Below are 24,812 nucleotides of genomic sequence, written 5' to 3'. Positions count from 1 at the left end.
ACAGCGTTTATCTGACAAAAAACCTAGCAAGGAGATCATATGACACATTTTAAACCTCTCGCCTCGGGCATTGCCCTTGCCACCACTGCACTATTGGCCACGACCGTACAAGCCGATGATCAAACCCTCGATTTCGGCGTACCCGCCTGGCCCGGCATTACGGTTAAAACCGCTATTGCTGAGCAGCTATTGAACCCGCTCGGCTACGAGACCAGCGTCCAGGAAATCGGCCTGCAGGTGATTTATCAGGGTATTGAAAGCGGCGATATAGACGTCTTCCTGGGCGCTTGGCTGCCTGCCCAACGCGAGATGTTCAATCCCCGCAAAGAATCGGGCGTACTCATTGATGTGGCGAACAATGTCGATGGCGCACAAATGACTCTGGCGGTTCCCGAATACCTCTTTGATGACGGCTTGCAAAGCTTTGCCGACCTTGATGACTACCGCGACCAGTTGGATGGCGAGATTCATGGCTTTGGTGCCGGTTCAGCGGCCAGCGAGATTCTTAACAACGCTATTGATAACGACACCTGGGGACTCGGCGACTGGCAATTGGTCGACACCAGCGAAGTCGCCATGCTTTCCGCCGCACGCAATGCGATTTCCCGGGAAGAGCCGATTGTCTGGGTGGGCTGGACGCCTCACTGGATGAACCTTGAACTGCCGATGCGCTACCTGGAAGATCCCGAAGATCTGTTCGGCGAGAACAACGGTGAAAGCGAGGTATTGACGCTTCTTCGCAGTGACTATGCTGACGCTAATCCCAACGTCGTGGCGTTCTTTGAGCAATTCACCTTCTCCGCCGAAGAGCAGAGCTGGATGATTCAGGCATTTGGTCAGGAAGAGCGCGATCTTGCCGAGGTCGCTGAGCAATGGATCAATGAGCACCCCGAGCGCATTGAAGCCATGCTGGCTGACGTGACCACCACTGACGGTGAGCCCGCCTGGCCGGTGATTGAAGCAGAACTCAACAACTAATCGTTCGCCTAAAAAGCGCCTTCATCCCATCGCACGGCTAGCGTATGCTAGCGCTTTTTTAGTCGATGGGAGTGGGCATGTCGCGAACATTGAGCAAGGGCGTTGGCCTGCTGGTAGCCGTCGTGCTGTTAGGCGCTATGTGGCATTTGCTACAGCGCTATGACCTACTAACCCAGGCGCGCCTGAGCGAGCTGATTGATACCATCCGCCAGTGGCGTAACGCGCCCTGGATGTTTGCGGCGGTGATGGCCGTTTACGCTGGCGCGCTGCTGGTGATGTTCCCGCTTAGTCTGCTGGTGGTCGTCACGGGCTTACTGTTTGGCCCGGCATGGGGGCTGGCTTATGCCACACTCGGTACGTTGACGTCATCGGTTGTGTCGTACTGGGTAGGCCACTGGTTAGGCCGGGAAGCGCTGATGCGTTATGGCGGCCGTCATTTGCGTGGCCTTTCGGGCTATTTATCCAAGCGTGGCATTCGCACCATGACGGTCATTAACCTGCTGCCCCTCGCCCCGTTCACGCTGACGAATATGCTGGCGGGTGCCTTTCACCTTAAGTTCCGCGATTATATGATCGGCTCCACCCTCGGTATTGTGCCGGGACTCGCAGCGGTGATTCTTTTGGGTAGCCAGCTAGGCGCCCTTTTCACTGCGGCCTCCACAAAAGAACTCGTGTTGGCAGGCGCAGGGCTTGCCGCTGGCGTTGGCCTACTTGTAGGGCTTAAGTACTATACTAGTCAGCGTCAAGATGCCAACCGCCGCCAAGCAGCCAAAAAACGGCCTCAGCGTGATGGGGAGTGATACTTGGCGAGCACTTCAGCGTAAAAGGCCGCTACCGCGGTGGCAAAGTTAGCAATATCGAACTCTTCGGCAAAGTGGCTAGCCTGTTTACCCAACTGCTGGCGTAGCACTGCGTTATCTTTTAGCTCGACGACTTTTTGTCCCCACGCCTGACGATTTTGCGGCGTCTTGAAGCCGTTTACCCCCTGGCGCACCACATCATCAATACCGCTTGAGCGCACCGCCACCACGGGCAAGCCCGCCGACATCGCCTCTAAAATGACCATCCCCTGGGTTTCCGATGTAGAAGCGAACACAAATATATCGCCTAGGTGATAATAAAGCGCCATTTGATCAGGCGGCACCGCGCCCACTAACGTTACCCGTGCAGCCAGTTTTAAAGTATCGATCTGATGTTGAATGGCCTCACGATCTGGCCCATCACCGATGAGCAGCAGATGAAAATCCTCGTGTCCCTGGTTCTGCAGCTCGGCGAGCGCTTCCAACATAAAGCCAATATTTTTCTCTTTGCTAATCCGCGAGACGCTAATTAATATTTTGCGCGCGGGATCGATAGCCAGCCGCTCACGCAGCGCTTCCAACTCCCCCGCCTCGACATGCGCGAAACGCTCCACATCAATTCCCGTGGGTTGCACCAGCGAGGGCGTTTTAACCCCAATCATGCGGAGGTACTCCTCTGCGGAGTAGGTAGGCACGATCACCCCTTGGCAGCGGTTAGAAAAGTGCTTAATCAGGTAATGTGAGATCAAATTCCGAAAAAGCGCACCGGGTAACGGTACAAAGTGGGCATAGTGTTCCAGGCGGGTGTGATAGGTGTAGACCACCGGCACCTTAAGCCGACGCCCCATAAACAGCCCCATGGAACCAAGCCAGAAAGGATGGTGAACATGAATCAAATCGGGCTTAAAGGCACGCAGGCAGCGGCGAAAGCGCATACTGAACGGGTTGGTTAAACGGAACTCCCTCTTTTCACCAAACGCCATTAAAGTCGGGATACGTTTGATCGCTTTATCGTCCTTCCATGCCTCACGATAACGGGGCACTAGCAGTTGAATCGAGTACCCTAAATCACGTAAACCATTGCGCAAACGATCCACCGACACCGATACGCCCGACACAAACGGAAAGTAATTATTGGATACCATCGCCACTCGAAGTGACTTACCCAGGAAAGGCGTCGGATCAATATCAAAATCGGGATAATAATGGCGGTCTTCAAAAATCAGCCGATATAAACGCAGCGCTAACAGCGTCAGCAAGCCAACAATCAGTAAAAAGCGGGTATAGCTGACGTAAAAGAAGGCGTAAACCGTTGATCCAACGCTACTCACTACCCGCCACCAACCGGGGCTATCCACATTTAAACGCACCGGTGCAATGGCGACATTCTCACCTTCTACGTCGACGATAACGTAGTGATGAAAGCTGCTGTCGACATCAATCAGAATACCGCCCGCACCGCCCGTGGTGACGTAATCCACCCCATTAACCGTCTGCTCTGAAAAGAGCGTTAGGTTAGCGGAGAACACCGTATCAACATCATGCTCCTCCGCCAGCGCCATAATACCCTCGGCCAGCCGGGGGTCATTGAGATAATTGTCGGCTTCAAACAGCGGCGCATCGCTCACGACGTTGTGCAGCGGCAAACCAATAAACAAAAACCGATGCTGCGCTTCAGATGCAGCCAGTTCCCTGGAAAGCCAATCAAGTTGCCAAGAAGTGGACGACTTGCCCGTACCGTCCAGGAAGATGAAGTGGCTATCGCCCGCAACGAAGGAGTAGAAATGCGGGCCGAAATATTCATAAAACAGGTAACTACCAAAGTCACTGTCTTCGTTATCACCATAGGTTAGCAAGTAAGGCACATTGAGCTTTTCCAAGCTGTGATAGATCGCCTGATAGCTCTCTTGTCGCCCGCCATTAACGGCGTTACCCGCCGAGATCAGAAAATCGATGCCGCCCTGGTTGATCAGCGGCACAATTTCATCTTGAAAGACGCTCACCGAGTTATTGATATTACCCACCACCGCAAAGCGGTAGTCGGTTCGCTCCGTCAATACCTCGCGAATATCCGCCACCTGAAGCGTATGGACTGACTCAAACTCAGGCTCCGCCACGTATAACCAAATTTGGTGCGCAATGAGCACACCCACCAAGGTAAGATTGAGAAAGAAAAACAGCCGCAACCATCGCTGGCGGGAAAGATGAAAAACGGAGCGTCGTGGCATTTAAAAGCGCTTTTTCCTTGGTAAATGCAGAATGAACCGCTACTGCAGCGGCTCAAGCCTTAAAACGCCCTAACTATACAGCAACCCCGCGTTCAGGTGATGCCCCAGATTAACCAGCGTCGCACCCGTTTAGGGTGGCCAATAAACGCCGCGGCCCGGCCTGATGACGATGCTCTCCCAGCCATATGCCCTGCCAGGTCCCCAGCGCTAGGCGACCGTCACGCACGGCCAAGGTGAGCTGAGTGCCCAGCAGGCTGGCGGCCACGTGGGCTGGCATATCATCGGGGCCTTCCAGCGTATGGCGAAAATAGGGTAAGTCTTCCGGCACCAGGCGGCGCAGAAAGGCATCTAAGTCGTGGCGCACATCCGGGTCAGTGTTCTCGTTAAGCGTTATTGAGGCGGAAGTGTGCATCAACTGAAGGTGCAGCGTACCAATATGAACATCGTTTAAACACGGCAGCGCCCTGGCCACGTCATCGGTAATAAGATGGAAACCGCGCGCCACCTCGGGTAAATGAATTTCTTGTTGGCACCACATAAACACTCCTGTGTTTGCTATCTCATTAACGACACGTCATCAGCGTGTCCTTCTTATATGGCAAAATGACGACAGAATGTAACGTCTGATAGTACACAACATAGCCGATCGCCAAAGACTCATCGCCAAGGAGCGCTTAAATGAAACATTTGCTAGGAAGCAGCGTCATCAGTATGGCTTTTCTTACCGGCTGCACCGGCATTCCCGAGGGAACCGAGCCGGTTAGTGACTTTGCATTAGATCGCTACCTGGGCCAATGGTACGAGATAGCGCGCCTGGACCACTCATTTGAGCGTGGCCTTGATTGCGTCACCGCCACTTATAGCCTGCGCGATGACGACGGCGTACGCGTGATCAACCGTGGCTACAACCTGGAAGAGCAAGCGTGGGATGAAGCCGAAGGCCGCGCCTACTTTATTGATGATAAAAATGTGGGCCGTTTGAAAGTGAGCTTTTTTGGCCCCTTTTACGGCGGCTATAACATTCTTGAACTCGACGATGACTACCAATGGGCGCTGGTAGCGGGTCCTAACCGTGACTACCTATGGGTACTCTCGCGTACACCGGAAATGGATAGCGCGACGGAGTCCCGCCTGCGCCAGCGTGCAGCGGAGCTGGACTTTCCTACCGATGAACTGATCGATGTCGCCCAGGGCGAAGCCTGCCCTAATCGCTAGTCAGGAAGACTCCGGCAGCGCCGACACCCGCCCCGCCATCTCCTGCTGAACAAAGGCAATAAAAGCATGCAGCCGGGCGGGCACATGCCTGCGCTGCTCATAGACCGCATAGAAGTCCGCTCGTACACTCTGCCAGCCAGGCAGCAGTTCAACTAACGCGCCACTGGCAAGGTGCTCGTTTACATCCCACCAAGAGCGCAGCATCACGCCATGGCCGTCCAACGCCAAACGGGTAATCACCTCACCATCATTGCTGGCTAACCGGCCACTGACTTTTACCGTTTGCTCCTTTTTGGACGGCTCGCTGCGTTCAAAGCGCCACAGCGGAAAATCACTGTCGTTCTCACGAATGACTAGGCAAGCATGCTGCTGCAAATCAGCCGGTGTCTGAAGGGGCGACGAGTGAGCGATATAGCCAGGCGATGCGCAGAGTATGCGTCGATTCGCTAAAATGCGTCGCGCGACTAAACGCGACTCTGGGGGCTCACCCACACGAATGCCGATATCAAAGCCGTGATCGCTTAGGTTGAGCGGAAAGTTGGTGAGCTCTAGCCAGCCCTCCACCTCAGGGTGCTCAGCACAAAAACGCGATAATAACGGCGCAATATGGCGGCGGCCAAAGCCAAACGTGGCATTAACACGCAACCGACCACTAAGGGCTTGGTTGGAACGCTCACCCAGGGAGCTCTCCAACTCGGCAAGCTCATCCAAAATTAGCGTGCCACGGGCAAGGTAGCGCTCGCCCTCCGCCGTCAGCGTCAACCGCCGAGTGGTACGGGCGGCCAATTCGACCCCCAAACGCGCTTCTAAAAGTTTCAGCCGCTTACTCACGGCGGAGAGCGATAGCCCCAACTCACGGGCGGTTGCCGTTAAGCTGCCCGCCCGTGCCAGGTGTTGAAAAAACGCCAAATCATCCAGTTGTGCCATACACCTCTTAGCCACTCTTCACTTTTACGCAACAATAGCTTGAATAGTAGCCTGATTATCTCTATCAAAATAGCCGCTACACTCTATTCAGTACTTACCAGACCTAGTACTTACCAGACCTAGTACTTGCCAGACCCAGTACTTGCCAGCAATTGTCAGCCACTAACAAGAGAAGGAAGCACCATGGCTCATCGTATCGCCATTATCGCCGGCGACGGCATCGGCACCGAAGTCATGCCCGAAGGCATTCGTGCCCTCGAGGCAACCGCCAAGCGTTTTAATATCGACCTTGAGTTCACTACTTTTGAGTTTGGTAGCTGCGACTACTACCTCGAACACGGCAAGATGCTGCCGGATGATTGGTTTGAGCAGTTAAAAGGCTTCGATGCATTGTTTTATGGCGCAGTCGGCTGGCCCGATAAAGTACCCGACCATATTTCTCTATGGGGCTCGCTGCTGCAGTTCCGCCGCCAGTTCGATCAGTACATCAACCTGCGCCCCTGCAAGCTGATGCCCGGCATTAAAAGCCCATTGGCAGGCCGCGAACCCGGCGATATCGATTTCTATGTAGTGCGTGAGAACACCGAAGGCGAGTACTCAAGCGTTGGCGGCAAAATGTTTGAAGGCACTGACCGTGAAGTCGTCATTCAAGACACGGTCATGACACGTACCGGCGTGGACCGTGTATTGAAGTACGCCTTTGAACTGGCCCAAACCCGCCCGCGCAAAAAGCTTACTTCTGCCACCAAATCCAACGGCATTTCCATCACCATGCCGTACTGGGATGAGCGCGTCGTCGAAATGGCGAAGGGCTACCCTGAAATCGCGGTGGATAAATTCCATATCGATATTCTGACCGCCAACTTCGTTCTGCACCCGGACTGGTTCGATGTGGTCGTGGGCAGCAACCTATTCGGCGATATCCTTTCCGACTTGGGCCCCGCCTGTACCGGCACGATCGGCATTGCTCCATCAGCCAACATCAACCCGGAAGGCCACTTCCCCAGCCTGTTTGAGCCGGTACACGGCAGCGCACCGGATATCGCTGGTAAAGGCATCGCCAACCCTATCGGCCAGATCTGGTCCGGCGCCATGATGCTTGAGCACCTTGGCTACAAGGAAGCCGGTGATGCGCTGGTAAGCGCCATTGAGGAAGTGTTGAGCGCAGGCGACAGTCAAGTTCTCACCCGTGACGTGGGTGGCCAAGGCACAACGCAAAGCTTAGGCAAGGCAATTGCTGACGCTATTTCGCGCTGACGTTCAGATGCCATAGCGATTGTCTGCCCGGCTGACTCCAACCGGGCAGACAATGTATGTTTTTTACACGTCTATGTTCTACATTTGACCTGAGGTGAAGAAAACGTCAGTTTCACTTCGCTCATAACAACATCAACAAACAAACTCAGGACAATGCTATGAAACTTGGACGCCGTCAGTTTCTCTCGGCAACGGCCGCTCTGGCCGCAGTCGGTACCTCCCCCCAGCTGTTTGCCATGCAGGCCCCGCCAGGGTCCGCTCCCGCTCGCTACCCCATTGATGCCTGGAAAGTTGAGGATCAGCGCTTCAGTGACTACATGATTTTTAATAGCCCGCTGGAGCGCCACTGGAGTGGCGGGCTATGGACAGAGGGGCCGGCCTGGAATGCCGTGGGCCGTTACGTTGTGTTCAGCGATATCCCCCGAGCCAAGCAGATGCGTTGGGACGAAGCGACTGGCCAGGTCAGCGTTTTAAGAGACAACGTTGGCCACTCTAACGGTAATACCTTTGATCACCAGGGCCGGCTAATTGCTTGCGAGCACTACCCTTCTCGGGTGTTACGCTACGAATGGGATGGCAGCACCACGGTGCTTGCCGAGCGCTATCAAGGCAAGCCACTCAATGCCCCCAATGACGTGGTGGCGCTCCCGTCGGGTGGTGTGATCTTTACCGATCCCGGTTACGGCGCCCACTTCGACTATGAGGGCAAGAAGCGTGATCTGGAACTTGAAACCGCTATCTATTACGTCGATGACAGCCTTGATGAACCTATCCTGCTGACCGACGATATTTTTAAACCCAACGGTATTGTACTAACACCGGATGGCAAGGGTTTCTACGCCAGTGACAGTGCCCCCACCCATTTCGATGAACCTGCGCGAATCATTCGCTGGTCGCTTGGCGAAGATGGCAAAAGCGTGAGTGATCGCCAAGTGGTCGTTACCAGCGAAGATACCATTTTCGACGGCATGGCCTGCGACATGGATGGCAATATCTGGTCGAGCGCCAACGGTGGCGAAGGTATTGATGGCGTCGTGGTTTTCTCGCCGGAAGGCACGCTGCTGGGGCGGGTTTTGCTGCCTGAAGTCTGTTCCAATGTATGTTTTGCTGGTGCGAATCGTAACCGGTTATTTATGACCGCCAGCCAATCCGTTTACACCATTTACACCGCTGCACGCGGCGCCTAGCGGTGTCGATATCACCCATAAAAAAGCCTCGCTGGACAATGCCAGCGAGGCTTTTACGTTATGAACTACCACTTCATCAGCTGGCTAGTTTAGCCGCTGTCTTGGCGACTAGCTCACCCTGGAAACGAGCAATTTTGAGCTCGCGCTCATCGGGCTGGCGAGAGCCATCGCCGCCAGCAAGGGTCGCAGCGCCGTAGGGCGTGCCGCCGCTCACTTTGGAAATATCGAACTGCTCTTCAAGGCCATAACCAATCGGTACAATGATCATGCCGTGGTGAGCCAACGTGGTCCACGTAGAGGTAATGGTCATTTCATCACCACCGCCCGTACCGGTAGACGTAAACACGCTGGCAACTTTGCCGCGAAGTGCGCCGTTAGCCCATAGGCCACCGGTTTGATCCAGGAAAGTACGCATTTGCCCGGTCATATTGCCGAATCGGGTTGGCGTACCGAAGATAATCGCATCGTAATCAGCGAGTTCTTGCGGCGTCGCTTCCGGCGTATCGTAATCCTGCTTGCCACCTGCGTTTTTAAAGGCTTCCGCTGGCATGGTTTCAGGCACGCGCTTAACGGTGACTTCAACGCCACTGACGCTTTTCGCGCCCTCTGCAACGGCGTGTGCCATCGTATCGATATGACCGTACATGGAATAATAAAGTACCAGTACCTTTGTCATTGCTATCTCCTTGGCTTCATTTTGCGGTGCGATGGGCTTAAACCCAGTTAACGATAACCCCAACATAGCGCACTCAAGCGTAGTTAAAAGCGAATGTTTTCGTCCGCGGGCATCGATTTCATCGACGAACGGCAGCTTGCACTTTACGCAAACCCCCACTAGCTTTGGTCTTGCCTACCTAAACGTATCCAAGGAGTCTGGAATGACGATTTTTGAAGCCCTGCGCAAGGATCATGATATTCAGCGTGATCTGCTTGCCCGCTTGATTGAGACTCATGGAGATAGCGACGAGCGCGACTCACTCTATAAGCAAGTGAAAAAAGAGCTGCATGGTCATGCCGCAGCCGAAGAGCGCGCTTTCTACATCCCGCTGATGGAAATGGATTTGACCCAGGAAAAGGCTCGTCACAGCGTGGCCGAACATCATGAAATTGATGAGCTTATAGAACTTCTCGATGAAACCGACTACAGCGCCACTAACTGGCTGACCCATGCTAAACAGCTACAGCATTTAGTGACTCACCACCTTGATGAAGAAGAGCAGGAAGTGTTCCAGTTGGCTGGCCGAGGCCTACCAGACAACCAAAAAACCTCCCTTGCCAGTGAGTATCAGCAGGAAATGGAGCGCCAGCGCTCAGCGTAACTCGACACGCAGCTTGAAAAAGCGCTCATGCATCGCATGGGCGCTTTTTTTAATGCCGTCTCCCTTATGCTTTTCACGAATACGCTGGGCTTTTACATGCGAACGACCTAGTGTCTTGTGGCAAACGGTTAGCGTGGTAATGCTAGGCTCACTTTTTATAACGACAACGACACTAAAAACAGAGACTAAGGAGCTGACAATGCTAGGCCAATGGCTCGACTGGTCGCTTGACGAGCAGCTCCCGGACAAAAAGCAAGGCGTCTTCCCAAGCGGTAGCTACCACTTGTATGCACCGGGCGTTTTGGAGCTCACACCGAATACGGCAAGCCACGCGGCCCACGCGTGCATTTTTTCAGCGGCTATCCACGGTAATGAAACCGCGCCCGTTGAACTGATCGGTGAATGGCTCAGCTGCCTGGAAGCCGGTAGCGCCATACTTGGCGCGCCCGTGCTAGTCATCCTTGGAAACCTACCCGCGCTTAAAGCACAGCAGCGGTTTATGACCACTAACCTGAACCGGCTGTTTAAGCGTGAATTACACGCTGAAGGCGAAGAGCCGGAACGCGCCCGAGCATTAATGGCCGCCGTGGATGACTTTTACGCCCGCCATTCAGGGCTACCCAAACTGCACTACGACCTACACACCGCCATCCGGGATAGCCGTTATCCCCGCTTCGTTGTCGAACCATTTGCCGACTCCTCTACCGACGCTGAGCAATGGGGGTGGCTCGCCGCTGCGGATATGCAGGCGGTGCTACACCAACATCAGCACAGCTGGACATTCTCCCACTACAGCAAGCACTATCACGCCGCCCAGGCCTTTACGTTTGAACTGGGCCGCGTGGCGCCCTTCGGTCAAAACGATTTGGCGTCTCTAAAACCGATGCTTGCCCTGCTCACAGCGTTAAGTGAAGGGCACTCTCCGGCCCACCAGCCAGCCTCGCAAATGCAGTTTTTTAAGGTACAGCATGAGTTGATTCGCCAATCAGATGACTTTCAGCTCTGTTTTGCCGAAGACACGGCCAACTTCAACCGTTTTGAGCCTGGCACGCTGCTGGCGCAAGATGGAGAAGCTGGAGAATTCCGAGTGGGTGAGACGCCCCTTCACGTGGTCTTCCCTAACGCCAATGTAGAAGTAGGTGCCCGTGCGGCGCTGTTGGTGGCACCGGTTACATAGGGTTCAGCGTTAAGGCCCTCCGAAAGACCATCCTAGCGTTAGAGAGATTGACAATAATAACGATGAGGCGATAACAGAGTGCTCGACTTAGATACGACTAACGTCGAGTGCTTAATGTTATAAGGAAAGCGCGCATAATGCGCTCAGCCTGATAGAATCGCCCCTTTTTTCGCGCCAGCCGCATCAAACCAACCAGTTGCTGCGGCAACTCTGTACTGGAGCCAATGTTATGGCCGCTACGCCTACTCCCCTTGAAGTGCGTAATATTAAAAAGCGCTTTGGCGATACGGAAGTTCTGAAAGGACTCTCACTACAAGCTCAAAAGGGCGACGTGATAACCCTGATTGGTGCTTCTGGGTCGGGTAAAAGTACTTTTTTGCGCTGCATGAACTTGCTTGAACAGCCTGATGATGGCGACCTCATTGTTCACGGCGAACCTATTCGCTTTAAAACCACCAAGCACGGCCGCGAGCCCGAAGATTGGAAGCAGGTGGTGCAAATGCGTGCCAAGCTCTCCATGGTGTTTCAAAGTTTTAACCTGTGGGCTCACATGACGCTGCTGGAAAACATCATTGAAGCGCCAATTCATGTACTGAAAAAACCCAAAAAAGAAGCCCTGGAACACGCCCACGCACTGCTCGACCGCGTGGGTTTAAGTGCCCGCGCCAATGCCTATCCGGCGCAGATGTCTGGCGGGCAGCAGCAGCGTGGCGCCATTGCGCGGGCGCTGGCGATGGACCCTGAAGTCATGTTGTTTGACGAGCCCACCTCCGCCCTTGACCCCGAGTTGGTTGGCGATGTGTTAAAAGTCATGCACGGATTGGCCGAAGAAGGCCGCACCATGGTGGTCGTCACCCACGAGATGAGCTTCGCCCGCGATGTCTCCAGCCAAGTGATCTACCTTCACCAGGGTTTGGTAGAAGAAGCGGGCCCGCCGGATCAAGTGCTAGGCAATCCGCAATCACCGCGCCTGCAGCAATTCCTGGCTCCCAAATACTGATCCGCGAGGCTCACCATGATTGATTTGCAAGGTTATGGTCCCCGGCTGATCGAGGGGGCTGGCGTGACTATTCAATTGGCGGTGTTATCGCTGATTTTAGCGATTATTTTGGGGCTGCTAACCGCCACCGCGAAGATGTCGCGTAATTGGTTTTTAAGGCGTACGGCTACGGTTTACACCACGCTGATTCGCGGCGTACCGGATCTCGTATTGATGATGTTGCTGTTTTTTGGCGGCCAGATCGGCGTCAACGCCATCAGCGATATGCTTTATTACAACTACGACATCGATATCTACATTAACTTCAACGCCTTCGCTGCCGGCGTGCTCACCATTGGTTTTATCTTCGGCGCTTATATGGGTGAGACCTTTCGCGGCGCCTTTATGGCGGTGGATAACGGTCAGATCGAAGCGGGCAAGGCCTACGGCATGAGTAGTAGCCTGGTATTTCGCCGCATTCGCTTTCCGCAAATGATGCGCCATGCGCTGCCGGGACTTTCCAACAACTGGATGGTCTTGCTCAAAACCACTGCGCTGGTATCCGTGATTGGGTTAACCGACATGGTACGCGTGGCCGCTGAAGCCTCTCGCGCCACCCACGAGCCGTTCACCTTCCTGATCCCGGTCGCCGTGGCTTACCTATTGATCGCCAGCGTCTCCGAATGGATTTTTGCGCGGCTGCAAAAACGCTACGACATCGGCTTTGGAGGTCAGTGATATGCTCGACATTTCCACTTGGTTCAATGACCTACTCGCTGGCAATACCATTTTTACCGCCGATACGCTGGGCTACTATTGGGAAGGTTTAGTCACCACCACCCAGTTAGTCTTCTTGTCACTTGTCGCCGGGCTAATAATTGCCGTGCCACTAGCGATCATGCGCAGCTCGAAGCATAAATGGATTAGCCTACCGATCTATTTTTATACCTACGTATTTCGCGGTACGCCGCTGTTGATTCAGCTCTATATCATCTATTACGGCGTGGTGTTTATTGACGGCATTCAAGACACCTTTTTATGGCCAGTGCTGCGCGAAGCTTTCTACCCCGCATTAATCGCCTTTACGCTGAACACCGCCGCCTACACCACCGAGATCTTCCGCGGCGCTATCAAAGCTACCGCCCAAGGCGAGATTGAAGCCGCCCGAGCCTATGGCATGTCACCACGCTTAATGATGCGACGCATTATTCTACCTAGTGCCTTCCGCCGCGCCCTGCCCGCCTACGGCAATGAAGTGATCTTTATGCTCCACGCCAGCGCTATTGCCAGCGTGGTCACCTTGATGGACTTGACCGGTGCCGCTCGCTTTGTCTATGCACGCTACTACGCGCCATTTGAAGCGTTTTTGTTCGTAGCCGCTATCTACCTGTGCTTAACCTTTGCGATTTTATTCTTCTTCCGTTATTTGGAGAAAAAGCTGCTGGCGCATCTAAATCCATAAGTACGCCGCCAAGACCGTTAATCATGAAAAAAGGATGAAACCGTCAAACAAACGTTGGTTCTCAGGCAGGTAAGCTCTTTTCGTCAGCGCCAACCTGGGTTAGTTTAATTGTCGGCTAACAACTATTTGTCAGTTAAAAACGGGGATCACTCTCAAGTGAACCCGCTTTATACGGAGTAATAAGATGAAAAAATTACTAACTCTTTCACTACTCGGCTTAGCAGTAGCGGCCGCCTCCTCAGCACAAGCACGTGACTACGACAACGTCCGTATTGGCGTTGATGTACCTTACGAGCCGATGGAATTCCGCACCGCTGAAGGCGAGCTCACCGGCTTTGATATCGATCTGGGCAACGAGCTGTGCGACCGCATGGGCGTTACCTGTGAATGGGTCGAGCAAGCGTGGGATGGCATCATTCCAGGGTTAATGTCTCGCAACTACGACGCCATTATGTCGTCCATGACGATCAATGAAGAGCGTCGTGCGCAAGTACTGTTCTCAGATCCCTACATCACCATGCCGTCCGCCTGGTTCGCCGCCAGCGACCTGGGTATCAGCGAAGCCACCAAAGAAACGCTGGAAGGCATGACGATCGGCGTTCAACGCGGCACACTGCAGGACAACTACGTTACCGACAATTTCAGTGACGTGGCTGAAATCAGCCGCTACTCCACCGCCGATGACATGGTGCTGGATATGGCCGCCGAGCGCCTGGATATCGTCTTCCTCGACTTCCCGATTGGCCAATCGACCCTACTGGAAAGCGACGAAGCAGAATACGTCGTCGTAGGTGAGCGCATTAGCGAGCCGAAAGAGTACTTCGGGGACGGCTTCGGCATCGCCTTCCGTCAACGCGACGAAGCACTGGCCGAAAAATTCAACGAAGCACTCGCTGAAGTGCAAGAAGACGGTACTTACGACGAAATCTACGCCCGTTACTTTGGTGAAGAAGACGCTGAGTAACCGCTCTCTCCTCCCCGGCGTAAGCGCCGGGGAGGTATTCAAGTAACCTCTCAGACAGTCTCCTGCATACCTCCTCTCTCTTCTCTCTCTTCTCTCTGACGCTGAATTCCCACCCCGCTTAAGTAACCACTAACCGCAACAACCACCAAGTAGCCACGAAACCGAGTAAACTCCATCGCATAGTTGTCGCGACGTTGAGAAACGTTAAGCCAATTCAGCGAACTCGTTTACAAAATGCAGGTCTTTATTTCTCAACGCAGATTTACAAGGAGGTACCATGGTTGAAAAATCAGCCGCCCACTCGGTGGCTCAAGAGGCTGCTGCGACACTGCGTCCTTCTTCTCACTGGACAGGCTGGGGGCAATGGCTGGCGCTGCTCACCATGACCATTGATCACCTCACTCGCTACATATTGCCCGGTGACTGGGATTTGAGCTGGGCGGGATCTTCCATTGGCCGCATTGCCTTCCCTCTGTTTGCCGCCATGGTCGCTTGGCATGGGCTCTTTAATACCCGCAACCCGCTGCGCTACTCGCGGCGTATCTTGGTGATTGGTCTGGTTGCCCAACTCCCTTACATGTTGATGCCGCGCACGTCTAACGCCTTTATTCTGAATGTCTGCTTTACGCTCGCCAGTGGCCTGGCCTTAGGAACATTAGTGCGCCAAGGCTGGCAGCATTACCAGCAGCAAACGCTCACTATGCCCTGGCTACTCGCCGGTGCCGCGCTCGGGGTTACCGTTTGGTACCTATTGGGGTTTTGGGTCGAGTATGGCCATAACGGGTTGTTGCTGATTCCGCTATTGATGTTTGCCATGCATGCCTTGAGCCAAGCGGACAGTGACTTTCAGTCGCGCCTGTGGGCCGGGTTAGCGGCGTTTCCCGTTCTCTGGATTGCTGGGCAGATGAATGCGTCTGACATGGCCAAGTCATTTACCGTAGGCACTTGTGTGGTGGTGCTGATACTTGCCGCAGGGGAGGCCCAGCGCATCCCTGCCATTAACTTGGCGATGCCGCGACGTCTATGGTTAGCGTGGTATCCCGGCCACTTTGCATTAATCGCGCTATGGCTATTGCTGAGCGGGCAGATAGCGTAACAGGTCCTTTCAACGCCGCTTTAATGCATGGCATCCCGCATCCAGGGCTTAAAGCGGCGCAGGCGTGCGCGCCCTTCCGTTTTCGCGCGGTACATCGCAATATCGGCCTGCTTAAGCAATTCTTCATCGTCACAATCAGCCGCCATAAAGCAGGTGTATCCCATGCTGGGTGTTACCTCCACCCAGCGGCTTTCAAGCCGATAAGGTTCAGAGAGCGCCTGCTGAACAGCGCGCATATAAGCCTCAGCAGCGGCTTCCATGTCTACCTCAGTCTCTTCTTCAAGCAGCGCCAGCAGGACAAACTCGTCGCCGCTAAGCCGTGCGGCCATGTCGCCTTCGCGCAGGCAGCCTTCTAGGCGGCGGGCTACTTGCACCAGCAAATCATCCCCGGTGGCGTGCCCCCAGGTATCGTTAATCAGCTTGAAGCGGTCTAAATCTAAAAACATCAACAAACCACCCTGCTGTTCAGTTTGCTTCTCATTGCAGAGGGTAGCTAATCGCTCTATAAACAGGCGACGATTGGGCAAATCCGTGAGTGAGTCATAGTAGGCTTGACGGTAAATAATCGCGTCGGCGCGCTTACGCTCGGTAAAATCTTCGATAATCGCTACACCGCCAACCATCTCGTTACCTGCGCTATGTACGCCATTGAAGAAGGCACGCAGGGGCGTTCCCGCGCTAGCCTTGGGCAGATAGTAGGTTCCTTCGTAATAGCCAGTGCCTTTGGCTAGCGCGTTGCGCACAGCCTTTGCCACTCCGCTATCCGCCGAATGGGATAACATGCGATAGCCTAGCAGCTGCGCACGGTTAACCCCCAGGATATCCAACAGTTTGCTATTACAGTCCGTAACTTGGCCATGTTCATCAAAATGCAGCACGCCCAGCGGAGAACGTTGAAAGATAGAGCGATAGCGGTGTTCACTTTCTTGCAACTGCACTTCGCGAGCAGACATGCTCACCCGCAGGGAAATATTGTCGTGAATAATGCGGCTTAGGCGTCGACTGGTAGTAATAATCAGGCCTAAGAACAGGATTAGCATGGCGCCAATTAGAATCGCCAGCGGCGTCCCCAATAACAAAAACTGCACCAGCAGGGGCAGTATGATCGGTAGGATAAAGCCAAGCGCCACCCACCATACCGCAGATAGAGTGGTCACCCCTCCGGCAGAAATACCTGCCAGCACGATGGAAAGCGCGGCTACCTGGCCATGGTTTTCACCGGTAAACAGAAATATCCCACCAGCCCCCCACACGCAGCCAGCCGCAATCGCCCCGATACTGAACCGGTGTAACCAACGGCGGCGCTGCTGCTGTTGTGCGGGTAAGCGGCGAAAATAGTAGGCCAAGGCAAGGCGAGCCAACGACACAAAGGTCAAGACTGCAAGCCAGGTCAGCAGTATCCAGCTCGCCACTACCGGCCACATGGCAGCCACTAACAACACCCCTGCCAATACACTGCTAAGCACGGGCTGCCATAAGTTATCGTACAGAAGACGTACTTTCTCGCTGTGTAAACGTTTTACGGTGACATGATGATCGCGCTGGAAACCACTACGCATCCCCGACGCAGTCCCCATAGTTGAGGAGTGAGACATACCGACTACCCGCCTAATGAAAAAGTGCTATTAGATTCAGCTTAGTTAGCTGATTTTTTGTAGTTCCTTTTTAGCGCATTTAGGTAGTTTTAGCGATATAAGTTGCGTACTTGGTCAACCACCGACCCATTAAGTAAGCAAAAAAGCCGCTTGCTGGGCAGGCGGCTTTAGAGCACTACTGTTTGATTGAAAAACTAAGATCTGGAGGAGGAGCATCCGGCAACAAAGCGCTACAGGCGCGAACTTTCTCAAGCAGTTCGGCATGGTTGGGTGCCAGGATATTGACGTGGGCGAGTTTGCGCCCGGCACGTTCTGCTTTGTCATAGCGATGCAGGTGCGTGTTTGTAAGCGCCAGGATCGCCGCATTATCCCCCTCACGACCAATCACATTAATCATGCACGTGGGGGCTATCGCCTGGGTATCGCCCAACGGCAAGCCCTGAATAGCACGCAGATGATTCTCAAACTGGCTGGTCACCGCGCCGTCCATCGTCCAGTGGCCGGAGTTATGTACGCGTGGGGCCATTTCATTGGCCAGCAGGCTACCATCGCGGGTTTGAAACAGCTCTAACGCCAGCACCCCCACGTAATCCAACTCATCCAACAACGCACGAATATAGCTATCGGCGGTTTGCTGAACGCTGGCATCCAGATCCGGCAGCGGCGCAACGGAATAGCGCAGGATGCCATCCACATGCTGGTTTTCCGCCATAGGGTAGAACACCACTTCGCCATCACGGCCGCGTACGGCAATCATCGAGACTTCGCGCACGAAATCGACAAATGCTTCAACGACTAGCTGCGAATGGCCAATAGCGGCCCATGCATCTGCCGCCTGCTCAGGCTGTTTCAATACCGCCTGGCCTTTACCGTCGTAGCCTTCCGTGACCGATTTAGCTACCACCGGGCAGCCCAACTCACGGGCGGCGGCTTCGAGCTGCTCGGCACTTTCCACCACACGATAAGCAGGCGTCGGAATTCCCAAGCGGTCAAATAAGGTCTTCTCTTCGACCCGGTTTTGGCACACTTCAATGGCGCGGCTACTCGGGTAAACCGGCTTATGCTGCTCAATTTCCCGTACCAGTTGCACCGGCAGGTGCTCGAACTCGTAAGTCACCACATCCACCTTGGCTAAAAACTCAGCCAGATGCTGGTTATCAGGGTCGACAATGACATCGCCAATGCCTGCACTGGGGTTACCCGTGGTATCTAAAAAAGTGAAGCGATTGCCCAGCGGATAACCCGCTAGCGCCAACATACGGCCTAGTTGGCCTGCGCCTAGTACACCGATATTCATAGACAGCCTCCTTATTCTGCTTCTGGATCGGGACGCGGATCCGGATTATCGAGTACTTTCTGGGTCTGCTCAGCGCGAAACGCCTCGACCGCACTGCGCACAGTGGCATCTTGTAAGCCAACAATCTGCGCCGCCAGCAAGCCTGCGTTAGTGGCGCCCGCCTTACCAATCGCCAACGTCCCCACCGCAATGCCGCCCGGCATCTGCGCAATCGAAAGCAGTGAATCCAAGCCTTTAAGCGACTTAGACTCTACCGGCACACCCAGCACGGGCAGCGGCGTTTGCGAGGCCACCATGCCAGGCAAGTGAGCAGCACCACCAGCACCCGCCACAATCACTTGTAAGCCGCGCTCGGCCGCACTCTTGGCATAATCGAACAGCAGGTCCGGCGTGCGATGCGCCGAGACCACGCGGGTTTCATAGGCCACGCCCAAACGCTCCAGCATGGAGACAGCGTGCTCCATGACCGGCCAGTCAGACTTAGAACCCATGATCACGCCCACCTTGGGTGTGCTGTTCGACGACATGCAAAACTCCTCGGCCCAACGGCCTATAAAAGCGATACTAAATTGAAAAACGGCGTGTACCGACCCAGGCACACAGCAAAATAGGAAGACGCCTAGTTTACCAGAGCTAGCGCGTTTGCGGGCTTTGCAGAAATCGTGAAATTTTCATCAAAATAGGCATTGAAATGCGCACGAGTTGGCGGCATTGTGTGCTTGTTATTTCAGACTGTTGGAGCCACATGAGCACGGCACGCGCAACTGCCACTGCGGAACAGCTAGATCCTCCGCGAAGCAGCCCTGACCTCGATGTCAGGGAACTTGAAAAACGTACGCGACTAATGCGTATTATTACTCGTCTGATCGCTGTATCAGACTTAGGAAGCCGAGAAATTGCCCGCCGGGCAGGGCTTCCCGTTCAGAAAATTAGCGACCTGCTCGCTGGAAGGCTTGAGCACCTGGGAGTGGATGAACTTCACGCCCTGCGTCGCACCTTAGAGCTGGAGGCGCCATAGCCAATAGCTAATCAACGCCTCGCTCTCGCGAGGCGTTTTTATTTGCTGGGCTAGTTTTGAGGACTAGTTAATCTTCGCGCTGCTCTAACGCCTCGGCAGCCTGAATTGCCTCTTTCTTAGAGGTGTGCTCGGAAACAACGACTTCGTTTTCAGGCACTGTTTCATCAATCACCAACCATCCGGTGATGGTTTCTTTAAGATCACTGGCTTCAATGACCGGTTCGATACGAGCTTGTCTAGACATTGTGGTCTCCTTGTCAATGTGGGCAGTTACGCTGTGTCTATGGCTAAAATTGCGCGTTACTGAATCCGTCCATTACCTCTTCACCTGCACTCTCTTCACCCTCGGCTGGGCGGTTAAGCTCACTACAGGGGCACCCTTTATGAACACAATCGCTTCCCCCAGGGTGACCAGCAGCACAGACCTTACAACAATAGGCGCGACCTTCTGTGATGACCGCCTGCTCGCTGGAGACGTGATGCTCACAGCCAGGACAGGCACAGACTCCCATGTCCGTCATGATAACCCCTCCCTCGTTAGCCATAATTGGCGACATATTTAGCGTAGAAGACAATGCCGAGGGAGGGAAAATTCAGCGTGCGTGTTTATACACACAGCGTGTTGAAATTGACGTCACGGCAGTGGGATAAAGACACCTGCGATTGCCACCAGCGCGACCACCAGCCAGGCAGGCAGCTTCCACACGGTCAGCAGTAAAAATCCCGTAAGTGCCAGAATAAACTCATAAGAGCCGATGATCGCGCTGGTCCATACCGGTTGATAAAGCGCTGCGCCTAAAATCCCCACCACCGCTGCATTGGCACCGCGCATTAGCGCCTGAGCGCTGCCCCACCGACGAAATTGGTTCCAAAACGGCAGTACGCCGACCAGCAGTAAGAAGCCTGGGATAAAAATTGCCAGCAGTGCCAACAAAGCTCCCACTACCCCATTCATGCCGGGCAGCAGCGCGCCCAGATAAGCCGCAAACGTGAATAACGGCCCAGGCACTGCTTGCGCTGCGCCGTAACCGGCCAAAAACTCATCGGGCGTCACCCACCCTGACTGCACCACCTCGGCTTCTAATAGCGGCAGCACCACATGTCCGCCACCAAATACCAGCGCACCTGAGCGGTAAAATGCATCGATCACGTTAAGCCAAACAGCACTGCCCGCCATCACTGGCAGCAGAACCAGCAGCCCGCCGAATAGCCCCAACGCGACCACGCCTGCCCGGCGGGAAACCGGAAAATGCAGCGGTGCGCTTTCTGCTATGGCGGCGCTATTCCGGCACAGCGCCAGCCCAACTAAACCACCCAGGACAATCGCCGCAACCTGTCCTAGCGGGCCGCTTACCAGCACCACCGTGAACACAGCAGCCAAGGCAATCCCAGCGCGGGTTTTATCCGGGCAGAGGTTACGCGCCATGCCCCATACGGCGTGGGCGACGATCGCTACCGCGACCACTTTTAAGCCGTGGATGATACCGCTGGCGATGGGGCCATCCAGCACTGCAGCCCCCAATGCGAACAACAGCAGAATAATCGCCGAAGGCAGCGTAAAGGCCAGCCACGCCATGGCCGCGCCCCATGGGCCAGCACGCATTAGGCCAAGGGCAAACCCCACCTGGCTACTCGCAGGGCCCGGCAGAAACTGGCACAGCGCGACCAAATCAGCGTAGGCACTTTCGGTTAACCACTGACGCCGCTCCACAAAGGCGGTACGAAAATAACCCAGATGTGCCACGGGTCCGCCAAAAGATGTTAAGCCCAGCGCTAAGAATGCCCAAAACACCTCGCCTATGCGCCTACGTATCTGCGTTTGCTCCACCATCCATCCTCACCGTTTATCCAATAAAAAAGCGCAAGGCTTATATGCTAAGCCTTGCGCTTGACGTCTTGATGACACCCGCCGATAAACCGTTACTCTTGGTCTGTTACCGCGCCGGTGCTAGCGGAGCTAACAAGACGTGCATACTTAGCAAGCACGCCGCGGGTATAGCGAGGTTCTGGTTGTTTCCACGCCTCGCGACGACGCAGCAACTCTTCGTCAGACAAATCCACCTCAATGGTATCGGCCTCAGCATCAATGGTGATGGTATCGCCATTCTCTACCAACGCCAGCGGGCCACCGTCGAATGCTTCCGGCGACACATGGCCGACCACGAAACCATGGCTGCCACCCGAGAAACGGCCGTCGGTTATCAGCGCCACATCGTTACCCAAACCGCGGCCCATAATCGCCGAGGTGGGTGTGAGCATTTCGCGCATACCGGGGCCGCCTTTGGGGCCTTCATAGCGAATCACCACGACATCGCCCGCGACGACCGTGCCATCGTTAATGCGCGCCTGGGCTTCTTCTTCCGAGCCAAAGACCCGTGCCGAGCCTGAGAAGCGCGTGCCCTCTTTGCCGGTAATTTTCGCGACCGCGCCTTCCGGTGCCAAGTTGCCGTAAAGCATGCGCAAATGGCTTTCTGTTTTGATCGGGTTGCCCAGCGGGGCAATGATCGGCGGCTCGGCAGGGTAAGGGGCTACATTGGCCAGATTCTCTTCCAACGTTTTGCCGGTAACGGTCAAGCAGTTGCCGTTGAGCAGGCCTGCGTCCAGCAGCATTTTCATCAGCGGCTGAATACCGCCAATCGCCACCAGCTCGCTCATCATGTAGTGGCCGCTAGGGCGCAAATCGGCGAGTACCGGCACGCGTTTACCAATCTCGGTAAAGTCCGCCAGGGTCAGTTCCACACCAATGGTGCGCGCCATACCAATCAAGTGCAGCACCGCATTGGTAGAACCACCTAACGCGATGGTCACCGTAATGGCGTTCTCGAACGCCTCACGGGTCATGATATCGGAAGGCTTAATATCGTCGGCTAGCAGCGCCAGCACGGCTTCGCCCGCCGCTTTACAGTCATCGCGCTTCTCCTGAGAGATAGCATTTTGCGCAGAGCTGCCCGGCAAGCTCATGCCCAATGCCTCAATCGCAGAGGCCATGGTGTTAGCGGTGTACATGCCGCCACAGGAACCGGGGCCAGGGATCGCCGTTTCTTCGATGTTTTTAAGCTCGATCAGATCGATATCACCACGGGAGTGTGCGCCCATCGCCTCGAACACCGAGACGATATCGGTATGTCCTTTGCCGGGCATAATGGTGCCGCCATAGACGAACACGCTGGGGCGGTTCAATCGCGCCAAGCCCATCAAGCAGCCTGGCATGTTTTTATCGCAGCCACCGATCGCCACCAAACCATCAAAGCCTTCACAGCCCGCTACGGTTTCGATGGAATCAGCAATCACTTCCCGTGATACCAGCGAATACTTCATCCCCTCGGTGCCGTTAGCAATACCATCGGAAATCGTGATGGTATTGAAAATCACACCCTTACCACCGCCAGCATCGGCGCCATCGCGGGCAAACTCGGCCAGCTCATTAATATGGCTATTGCACGGCGTCACCATGCTCCAGGTAGAAGCAATGCCCACCTGAGGCTTTTTGAAATCGGCATCCGTAAAGCCCACCGCGCGCAGCATGGCGCGGCTAGCGGCTTTACCAGGGCCATCAACCACAGGAGCAGAGTGGCGGCGGGAGTTTTGCGATGAATCGGACATTAGAAATCTCTCTTAGCGTTGTTCACGGTATCCGCATAGCTTGGCGATATAATCCTAATCTCGCAAGATGATTAACGCTTGGCATCATAGCGTTACCCCCACCGCTTCGTTTTCTTTTGACTATTTAATCTTAACCAGGTGTCAACCATAGTTGACACTCACTGAGCTGCCAACTAGAGTTATCACTTGATCGAATAGAGGGGTTAACCCCATGACCATTCCTAATGTCACTTTCAGTCACTACGATACTGCTGATTATCTTCAAACTGAGGAAGATATTGCGGCCTATCTTGATGCAGTGATGGAGGAAAATGATCCTGCTCTTCTTGCCGCCGCACTTGGTGATATCGCCCGTGCCCGCAACATGAGCCAACTCGCCAAAGACGTAGGCATGAGCCGTGAAGGGCTCTATAAAGCCCTGTCCGGGGAAGGCAATCCAGCATTTTCGACCATCAGCAAGGTCGCTAACTCCTTGGGAATGCGCCTATCTATTAAACCACTATCCCGGCCGGAAGCGGACAGCTAGGAAGGCCTAGCGAGCATCGCGGAAAACGATTAACTTATGATACCTAGCTCTACAACATGACCTCTGTCTTAAAAGAAGATCAAAATAAAACAATTACTGCCAGGAGCGCGCGTTGTGAGGCAAATCGCCTTTCGGATCATAAACCTCTAGGCTATCGCTTTCTGTTAGCATTTCGGTATAGAGAACGAGATTAGTACCTGAAGCATGTGCCAAAGAAGGAAAAAGTATCCCCTTGGCACCCTGTTCAAACGCCATATCGCCTAATAGCCAGCTAGGCGGCTCAATGCGCTGATTAAACCAATACTTACGCCAGTCACAGTTAAGCTCTTGCCACAGGCTATCCCATTTCGAGTGATAGCCTGCTCGAAAATCGACAATATTAGTCACACTCACCGAATAGCTAACAATCAGCCCAGGTGGCATCAATGCAGAAAGCTGCTTGTACTCCGCTAACGCAGTTTGCTCCTCTAGAGAAAGATACAAAGCATCCACACCAACTCGGTTCAGCCGCCCACCATGCTCTCTAGCACCAGCCCCACTGGTAGGCGAAAATGCCCAGCGTGGAACATGTACACGGTATGCCTGAGTTTTCAGCTCTGGCAGTACTATCATCCCACTACACCTGCTTGCAGCGCCTGAACATAGCGCAGAAGATCATCTGCGCGCCCTTCACTCACTAGCTGCTCGGGTGTTTTATAGTCAAATGCGCTAAGCGGCTCGTTGCGAAACCAAAACAGAGCATCATGGAAATCACCATTAATATCCGCCGCTGCACCGAGCACCCGCAGTGCATCACGCAGATAACGTTGAAGTTTTTCCGCCCCTTGGGCACGTGAAATCGTCGTACGATGAACATGCGCTTGGCTGGCCAGCGTTTGAATATCGATGCTCAATGCACTGGCAAATAACTTCGGGTTAATTAACGGGTGGCGCTCTTGTCGAGCAACCCCCTTTAAGTCAGCCAAAAACCGCTCGAACGAATCAGGCACCAGATACCGGTTCGGCTCATTCAATGACTCTTTTACCTTGCCCACTGCCATTGGCAACCTCCTGCTACGCTTATACAGCCGAAATACAACTTATATGCATCATATTTTCATCATAGCAGCTATAAAACAGGACGCTAGGGTTTCAAGCTTAAGAACTAAACTTATGGCACCATACACTGAGCCACTCCGCCCTGG

27 protein-coding genes are annotated in these 24,812 nt (G+C 54.3%); 14 read left to right on the top strand and 13 right to left on the bottom strand.

All coding sequences use genetic code 11. The features are described 5' to 3' along the window. The first annotated feature begins 39 nt into the window (after window positions 1–39). Window positions 40–978 (top strand): ABC transporter substrate-binding protein, encoded by a 939-nt coding sequence (locus HUO07_RS01075; RefSeq protein ID WP_176302019.1) that lies wholly within the window; start codon window positions 40–42, stop codon window positions 976–978. 77 nt (window positions 979–1,055) lie between these two features. Then, a complete protein-coding gene (locus tag HUO07_RS01070; RefSeq protein ID WP_176302018.1) occupies window positions 1,056–1,778 on the top strand; it encodes a TVP38/TMEM64 family protein in 723 nt (240 codons plus the stop codon). Here the strand turns inward: HUO07_RS01070 and HUO07_RS01065 are convergent. Further along, window positions 1,760–4,006 carry a glycosyltransferase gene (locus HUO07_RS01065; protein ID WP_176302017.1) on the bottom strand — a complete coding sequence of 749 codons (2,247 nt, stop codon included), beginning with the start codon at window positions 4,004–4,006 and terminating at the stop codon, window positions 1,760–1,762. The two genes, HUO07_RS01070 and HUO07_RS01065, sit on opposite strands and share 19 nt — an antisense overlap. A 109-nt stretch (window positions 4,007–4,115) precedes the next feature. After that, the gene (locus HUO07_RS01060) at window positions 4,116–4,544 is read right to left on the bottom strand and encodes a secondary thiamine-phosphate synthase enzyme YjbQ (protein WP_176302016.1); all 429 of its coding nucleotides are present in this window, start codon (window positions 4,542–4,544) and stop codon (window positions 4,116–4,118) included. Between the two features lie 140 nt (window positions 4,545–4,684). Here HUO07_RS01060 and HUO07_RS01055 point away from each other — a divergent pair, with 140 nt between their 5' ends. Then, a complete protein-coding gene (locus tag HUO07_RS01055; RefSeq protein WP_176302015.1) occupies window positions 4,685–5,221 on the top strand; it encodes a lipocalin family protein in 537 nt (178 codons plus the stop codon). Here HUO07_RS01055 and HUO07_RS01050 read toward each other — a convergent pair whose 3' ends face one another. Next, window positions 5,222–6,148 (bottom strand): LysR family transcriptional regulator, encoded by a 927-nt coding sequence (locus HUO07_RS01050; RefSeq protein WP_176302014.1) that lies wholly within the window; start codon window positions 6,146–6,148, stop codon window positions 5,222–5,224. A 183-nt stretch (window positions 6,149–6,331) separates the two neighbouring features. On the opposite strand from HUO07_RS01050, the gene HUO07_RS01045 reads away from it, so the two are divergent. Together HUO07_RS01045 and HUO07_RS01040 are read left to right on the top strand one after the other, a co-directional pair. Then, window positions 6,332–7,405 (top strand): tartrate dehydrogenase, encoded by a 1,074-nt coding sequence (locus tag HUO07_RS01045; RefSeq protein ID WP_176302013.1) that lies wholly within the window; start codon window positions 6,332–6,334, stop codon window positions 7,403–7,405. 158 nt (window positions 7,406–7,563) lie between these two features. Next, window positions 7,564–8,592, top strand: a complete 1,029-nt coding sequence (locus HUO07_RS01040) for an SMP-30/gluconolactonase/LRE family protein (protein WP_176302012.1) — start codon at window positions 7,564–7,566, stop codon at window positions 8,590–8,592. Window positions 8,593–8,668: 76 nt separating this feature from the next. On the opposite strand, the gene wrbA is transcribed toward HUO07_RS01040, so the two are convergent. Further along, window positions 8,669–9,268 carry an NAD(P)H:quinone oxidoreductase gene (gene wrbA, locus HUO07_RS01035; protein ID WP_008958954.1) on the bottom strand — a complete coding sequence of 200 codons (600 nt, stop codon included), beginning with the start codon at window positions 9,266–9,268 and terminating at the stop codon, window positions 8,669–8,671. Between the two features lie 202 nt (window positions 9,269–9,470). On the opposite strand from wrbA, the gene HUO07_RS01030 reads away from it, so the two are divergent. The 7 genes from HUO07_RS01030 to HUO07_RS01000 all read left to right on the top strand — a co-directional run bounded on the left by HUO07_RS01030 (window position 9,471) and on the right by HUO07_RS01000 (window position 15,589). Next, window positions 9,471–9,911 (top strand): hemerythrin domain-containing protein, encoded by a 441-nt coding sequence (locus tag HUO07_RS01030; RefSeq protein ID WP_176302011.1) that lies wholly within the window; start codon window positions 9,471–9,473, stop codon window positions 9,909–9,911. Window positions 9,912–10,110: 199 nt separating this feature from the next. Further along, entirely contained in the window at window positions 10,111–11,088 is a 978-nt protein-coding gene (locus HUO07_RS01025; protein ID WP_176302010.1) for a succinylglutamate desuccinylase, read from the top strand. A 229-nt stretch (window positions 11,089–11,317) separates the two neighbouring features. Next, complete coding sequence (locus HUO07_RS01020) at window positions 11,318–12,088, top strand: ABC transporter ATP-binding protein (protein ID WP_176302009.1); 771 nt, start codon at window positions 11,318–11,320, stop codon at window positions 12,086–12,088. 15 nt (window positions 12,089–12,103) lie between these two features. Next, window positions 12,104–12,805 (top strand): ABC transporter permease, encoded by a 702-nt coding sequence (locus HUO07_RS01015; protein WP_176302008.1) that lies wholly within the window; start codon window positions 12,104–12,106, stop codon window positions 12,803–12,805. A gap of 1 nt (window position 12,806) precedes the next feature. Beyond that, window positions 12,807–13,529 carry an ABC transporter permease gene (locus HUO07_RS01010; protein ID WP_176302007.1) on the top strand — a complete coding sequence of 241 codons (723 nt, stop codon included), beginning with the start codon at window positions 12,807–12,809 and terminating at the stop codon, window positions 13,527–13,529. 184 nt (window positions 13,530–13,713) lie between these two features. Next, window positions 13,714–14,493 (top strand): transporter substrate-binding domain-containing protein, encoded by a 780-nt coding sequence (locus HUO07_RS01005; RefSeq protein ID WP_176302006.1) that lies wholly within the window; start codon window positions 13,714–13,716, stop codon window positions 14,491–14,493. A 277-nt stretch (window positions 14,494–14,770) separates the two neighbouring features. Continuing rightward, on the top strand, window positions 14,771–15,589 hold the full coding sequence (locus HUO07_RS01000) for a TraX family protein (RefSeq protein ID WP_176302005.1): 819 nt from the start codon (window positions 14,771–14,773) through the stop codon (window positions 15,587–15,589). Between the two features lie 20 nt (window positions 15,590–15,609). Here the strand turns inward: HUO07_RS01000 and HUO07_RS00995 are convergent, their stop codons facing one another. From HUO07_RS00995 to purE, 3 genes are all read right to left on the bottom strand, one after another. Beyond that, entirely contained in the window at window positions 15,610–17,184 is a 1,575-nt protein-coding gene (locus HUO07_RS00995) for a sensor domain-containing diguanylate cyclase (protein ID WP_176302004.1), read from the bottom strand. Between the two features lie 175 nt (window positions 17,185–17,359). Next, the gene (locus HUO07_RS00990) at window positions 17,360–18,481 is read right to left on the bottom strand and encodes a 5-(carboxyamino)imidazole ribonucleotide synthase (protein ID WP_176302003.1); all 1,122 of its coding nucleotides are present in this window, start codon (window positions 18,479–18,481) and stop codon (window positions 17,360–17,362) included. A gap of 11 nt (window positions 18,482–18,492) precedes the next feature. Continuing rightward, on the bottom strand, window positions 18,493–19,008 hold the full coding sequence (gene purE / locus HUO07_RS00985; protein ID WP_176302002.1) for a 5-(carboxyamino)imidazole ribonucleotide mutase: 516 nt from the start codon (window positions 19,006–19,008) through the stop codon (window positions 18,493–18,495). A 218-nt stretch (window positions 19,009–19,226) separates the two neighbouring features. On the opposite strand from purE, the gene HUO07_RS00980 reads away from it, so the two are divergent. Next, window positions 19,227–19,499 carry an XRE family transcriptional regulator gene (locus HUO07_RS00980; protein WP_008958942.1) on the top strand — a complete coding sequence of 91 codons (273 nt, stop codon included), beginning with the start codon at window positions 19,227–19,229 and terminating at the stop codon, window positions 19,497–19,499. Between the two features lie 67 nt (window positions 19,500–19,566). Here HUO07_RS00980 and HUO07_RS00975 read toward each other — a convergent pair whose 3' ends face one another. The 4 genes from HUO07_RS00975 to ilvD all read right to left on the bottom strand — a co-directional run bounded on the left by HUO07_RS00975 (window position 19,567) and on the right by ilvD (window position 23,102). Next, window positions 19,567–19,743, bottom strand: a complete 177-nt coding sequence (locus HUO07_RS00975) for a hypothetical protein (RefSeq protein WP_008958941.1) — start codon at window positions 19,741–19,743, stop codon at window positions 19,567–19,569. A 43-nt stretch (window positions 19,744–19,786) separates the two neighbouring features. Beyond that, on the bottom strand, window positions 19,787–20,020 hold the full coding sequence (locus HUO07_RS00970; protein ID WP_083832267.1) for a hypothetical protein: 234 nt from the start codon (window positions 20,018–20,020) through the stop codon (window positions 19,787–19,789). Between the two features lie 113 nt (window positions 20,021–20,133). Then, entirely contained in the window at window positions 20,134–21,330 is a 1,197-nt protein-coding gene (gene chrA / locus HUO07_RS00965) for a chromate efflux transporter (RefSeq protein WP_176302001.1), read from the bottom strand. Window positions 21,331–21,419: 89 nt separating this feature from the next. Continuing rightward, the gene (gene ilvD / locus HUO07_RS00960) at window positions 21,420–23,102 is read right to left on the bottom strand and encodes a dihydroxy-acid dehydratase (protein ID WP_176302000.1); all 1,683 of its coding nucleotides are present in this window, start codon (window positions 23,100–23,102) and stop codon (window positions 21,420–21,422) included. Window positions 23,103–23,313: 211 nt separating this feature from the next. Here ilvD and HUO07_RS00955 point away from each other — a divergent pair, with 211 nt between their 5' ends. Further along, a complete protein-coding gene (locus HUO07_RS00955) occupies window positions 23,314–23,628 on the top strand; it encodes an addiction module antidote protein (protein ID WP_176301999.1) in 315 nt (104 codons plus the stop codon). A 93-nt stretch (window positions 23,629–23,721) separates the two neighbouring features. Here the strand turns inward: HUO07_RS00955 and HUO07_RS00950 are convergent, their stop codons facing one another. Further along, on the bottom strand, window positions 23,722–24,240 hold the full coding sequence (locus HUO07_RS00950) for an RES family NAD+ phosphorylase (protein ID WP_176301998.1): 519 nt from the start codon (window positions 24,238–24,240) through the stop codon (window positions 23,722–23,724). Beyond that, complete coding sequence (locus HUO07_RS00945) at window positions 24,237–24,668, bottom strand: DUF2384 domain-containing protein (protein WP_176301997.1); 432 nt, start codon at window positions 24,666–24,668, stop codon at window positions 24,237–24,239. Before HUO07_RS00945 ends, HUO07_RS00950 begins: the two co-directional genes overlap by 4 nt. Window positions 24,669–24,812 lie beyond the last annotated feature (144 nt).

Origin of the sequence: Vreelandella maris, assembly GCF_013371085.1 — a bacterium.
GTDB classification, from domain to species: domain Bacteria; phylum Pseudomonadota; class Gammaproteobacteria; order Pseudomonadales; family Halomonadaceae; genus Vreelandella; species Vreelandella maris.
The sequence above is the reverse complement of the archived record's forward strand: the minus strand, read 5'-3'. Positions and strand labels throughout refer to the sequence as shown.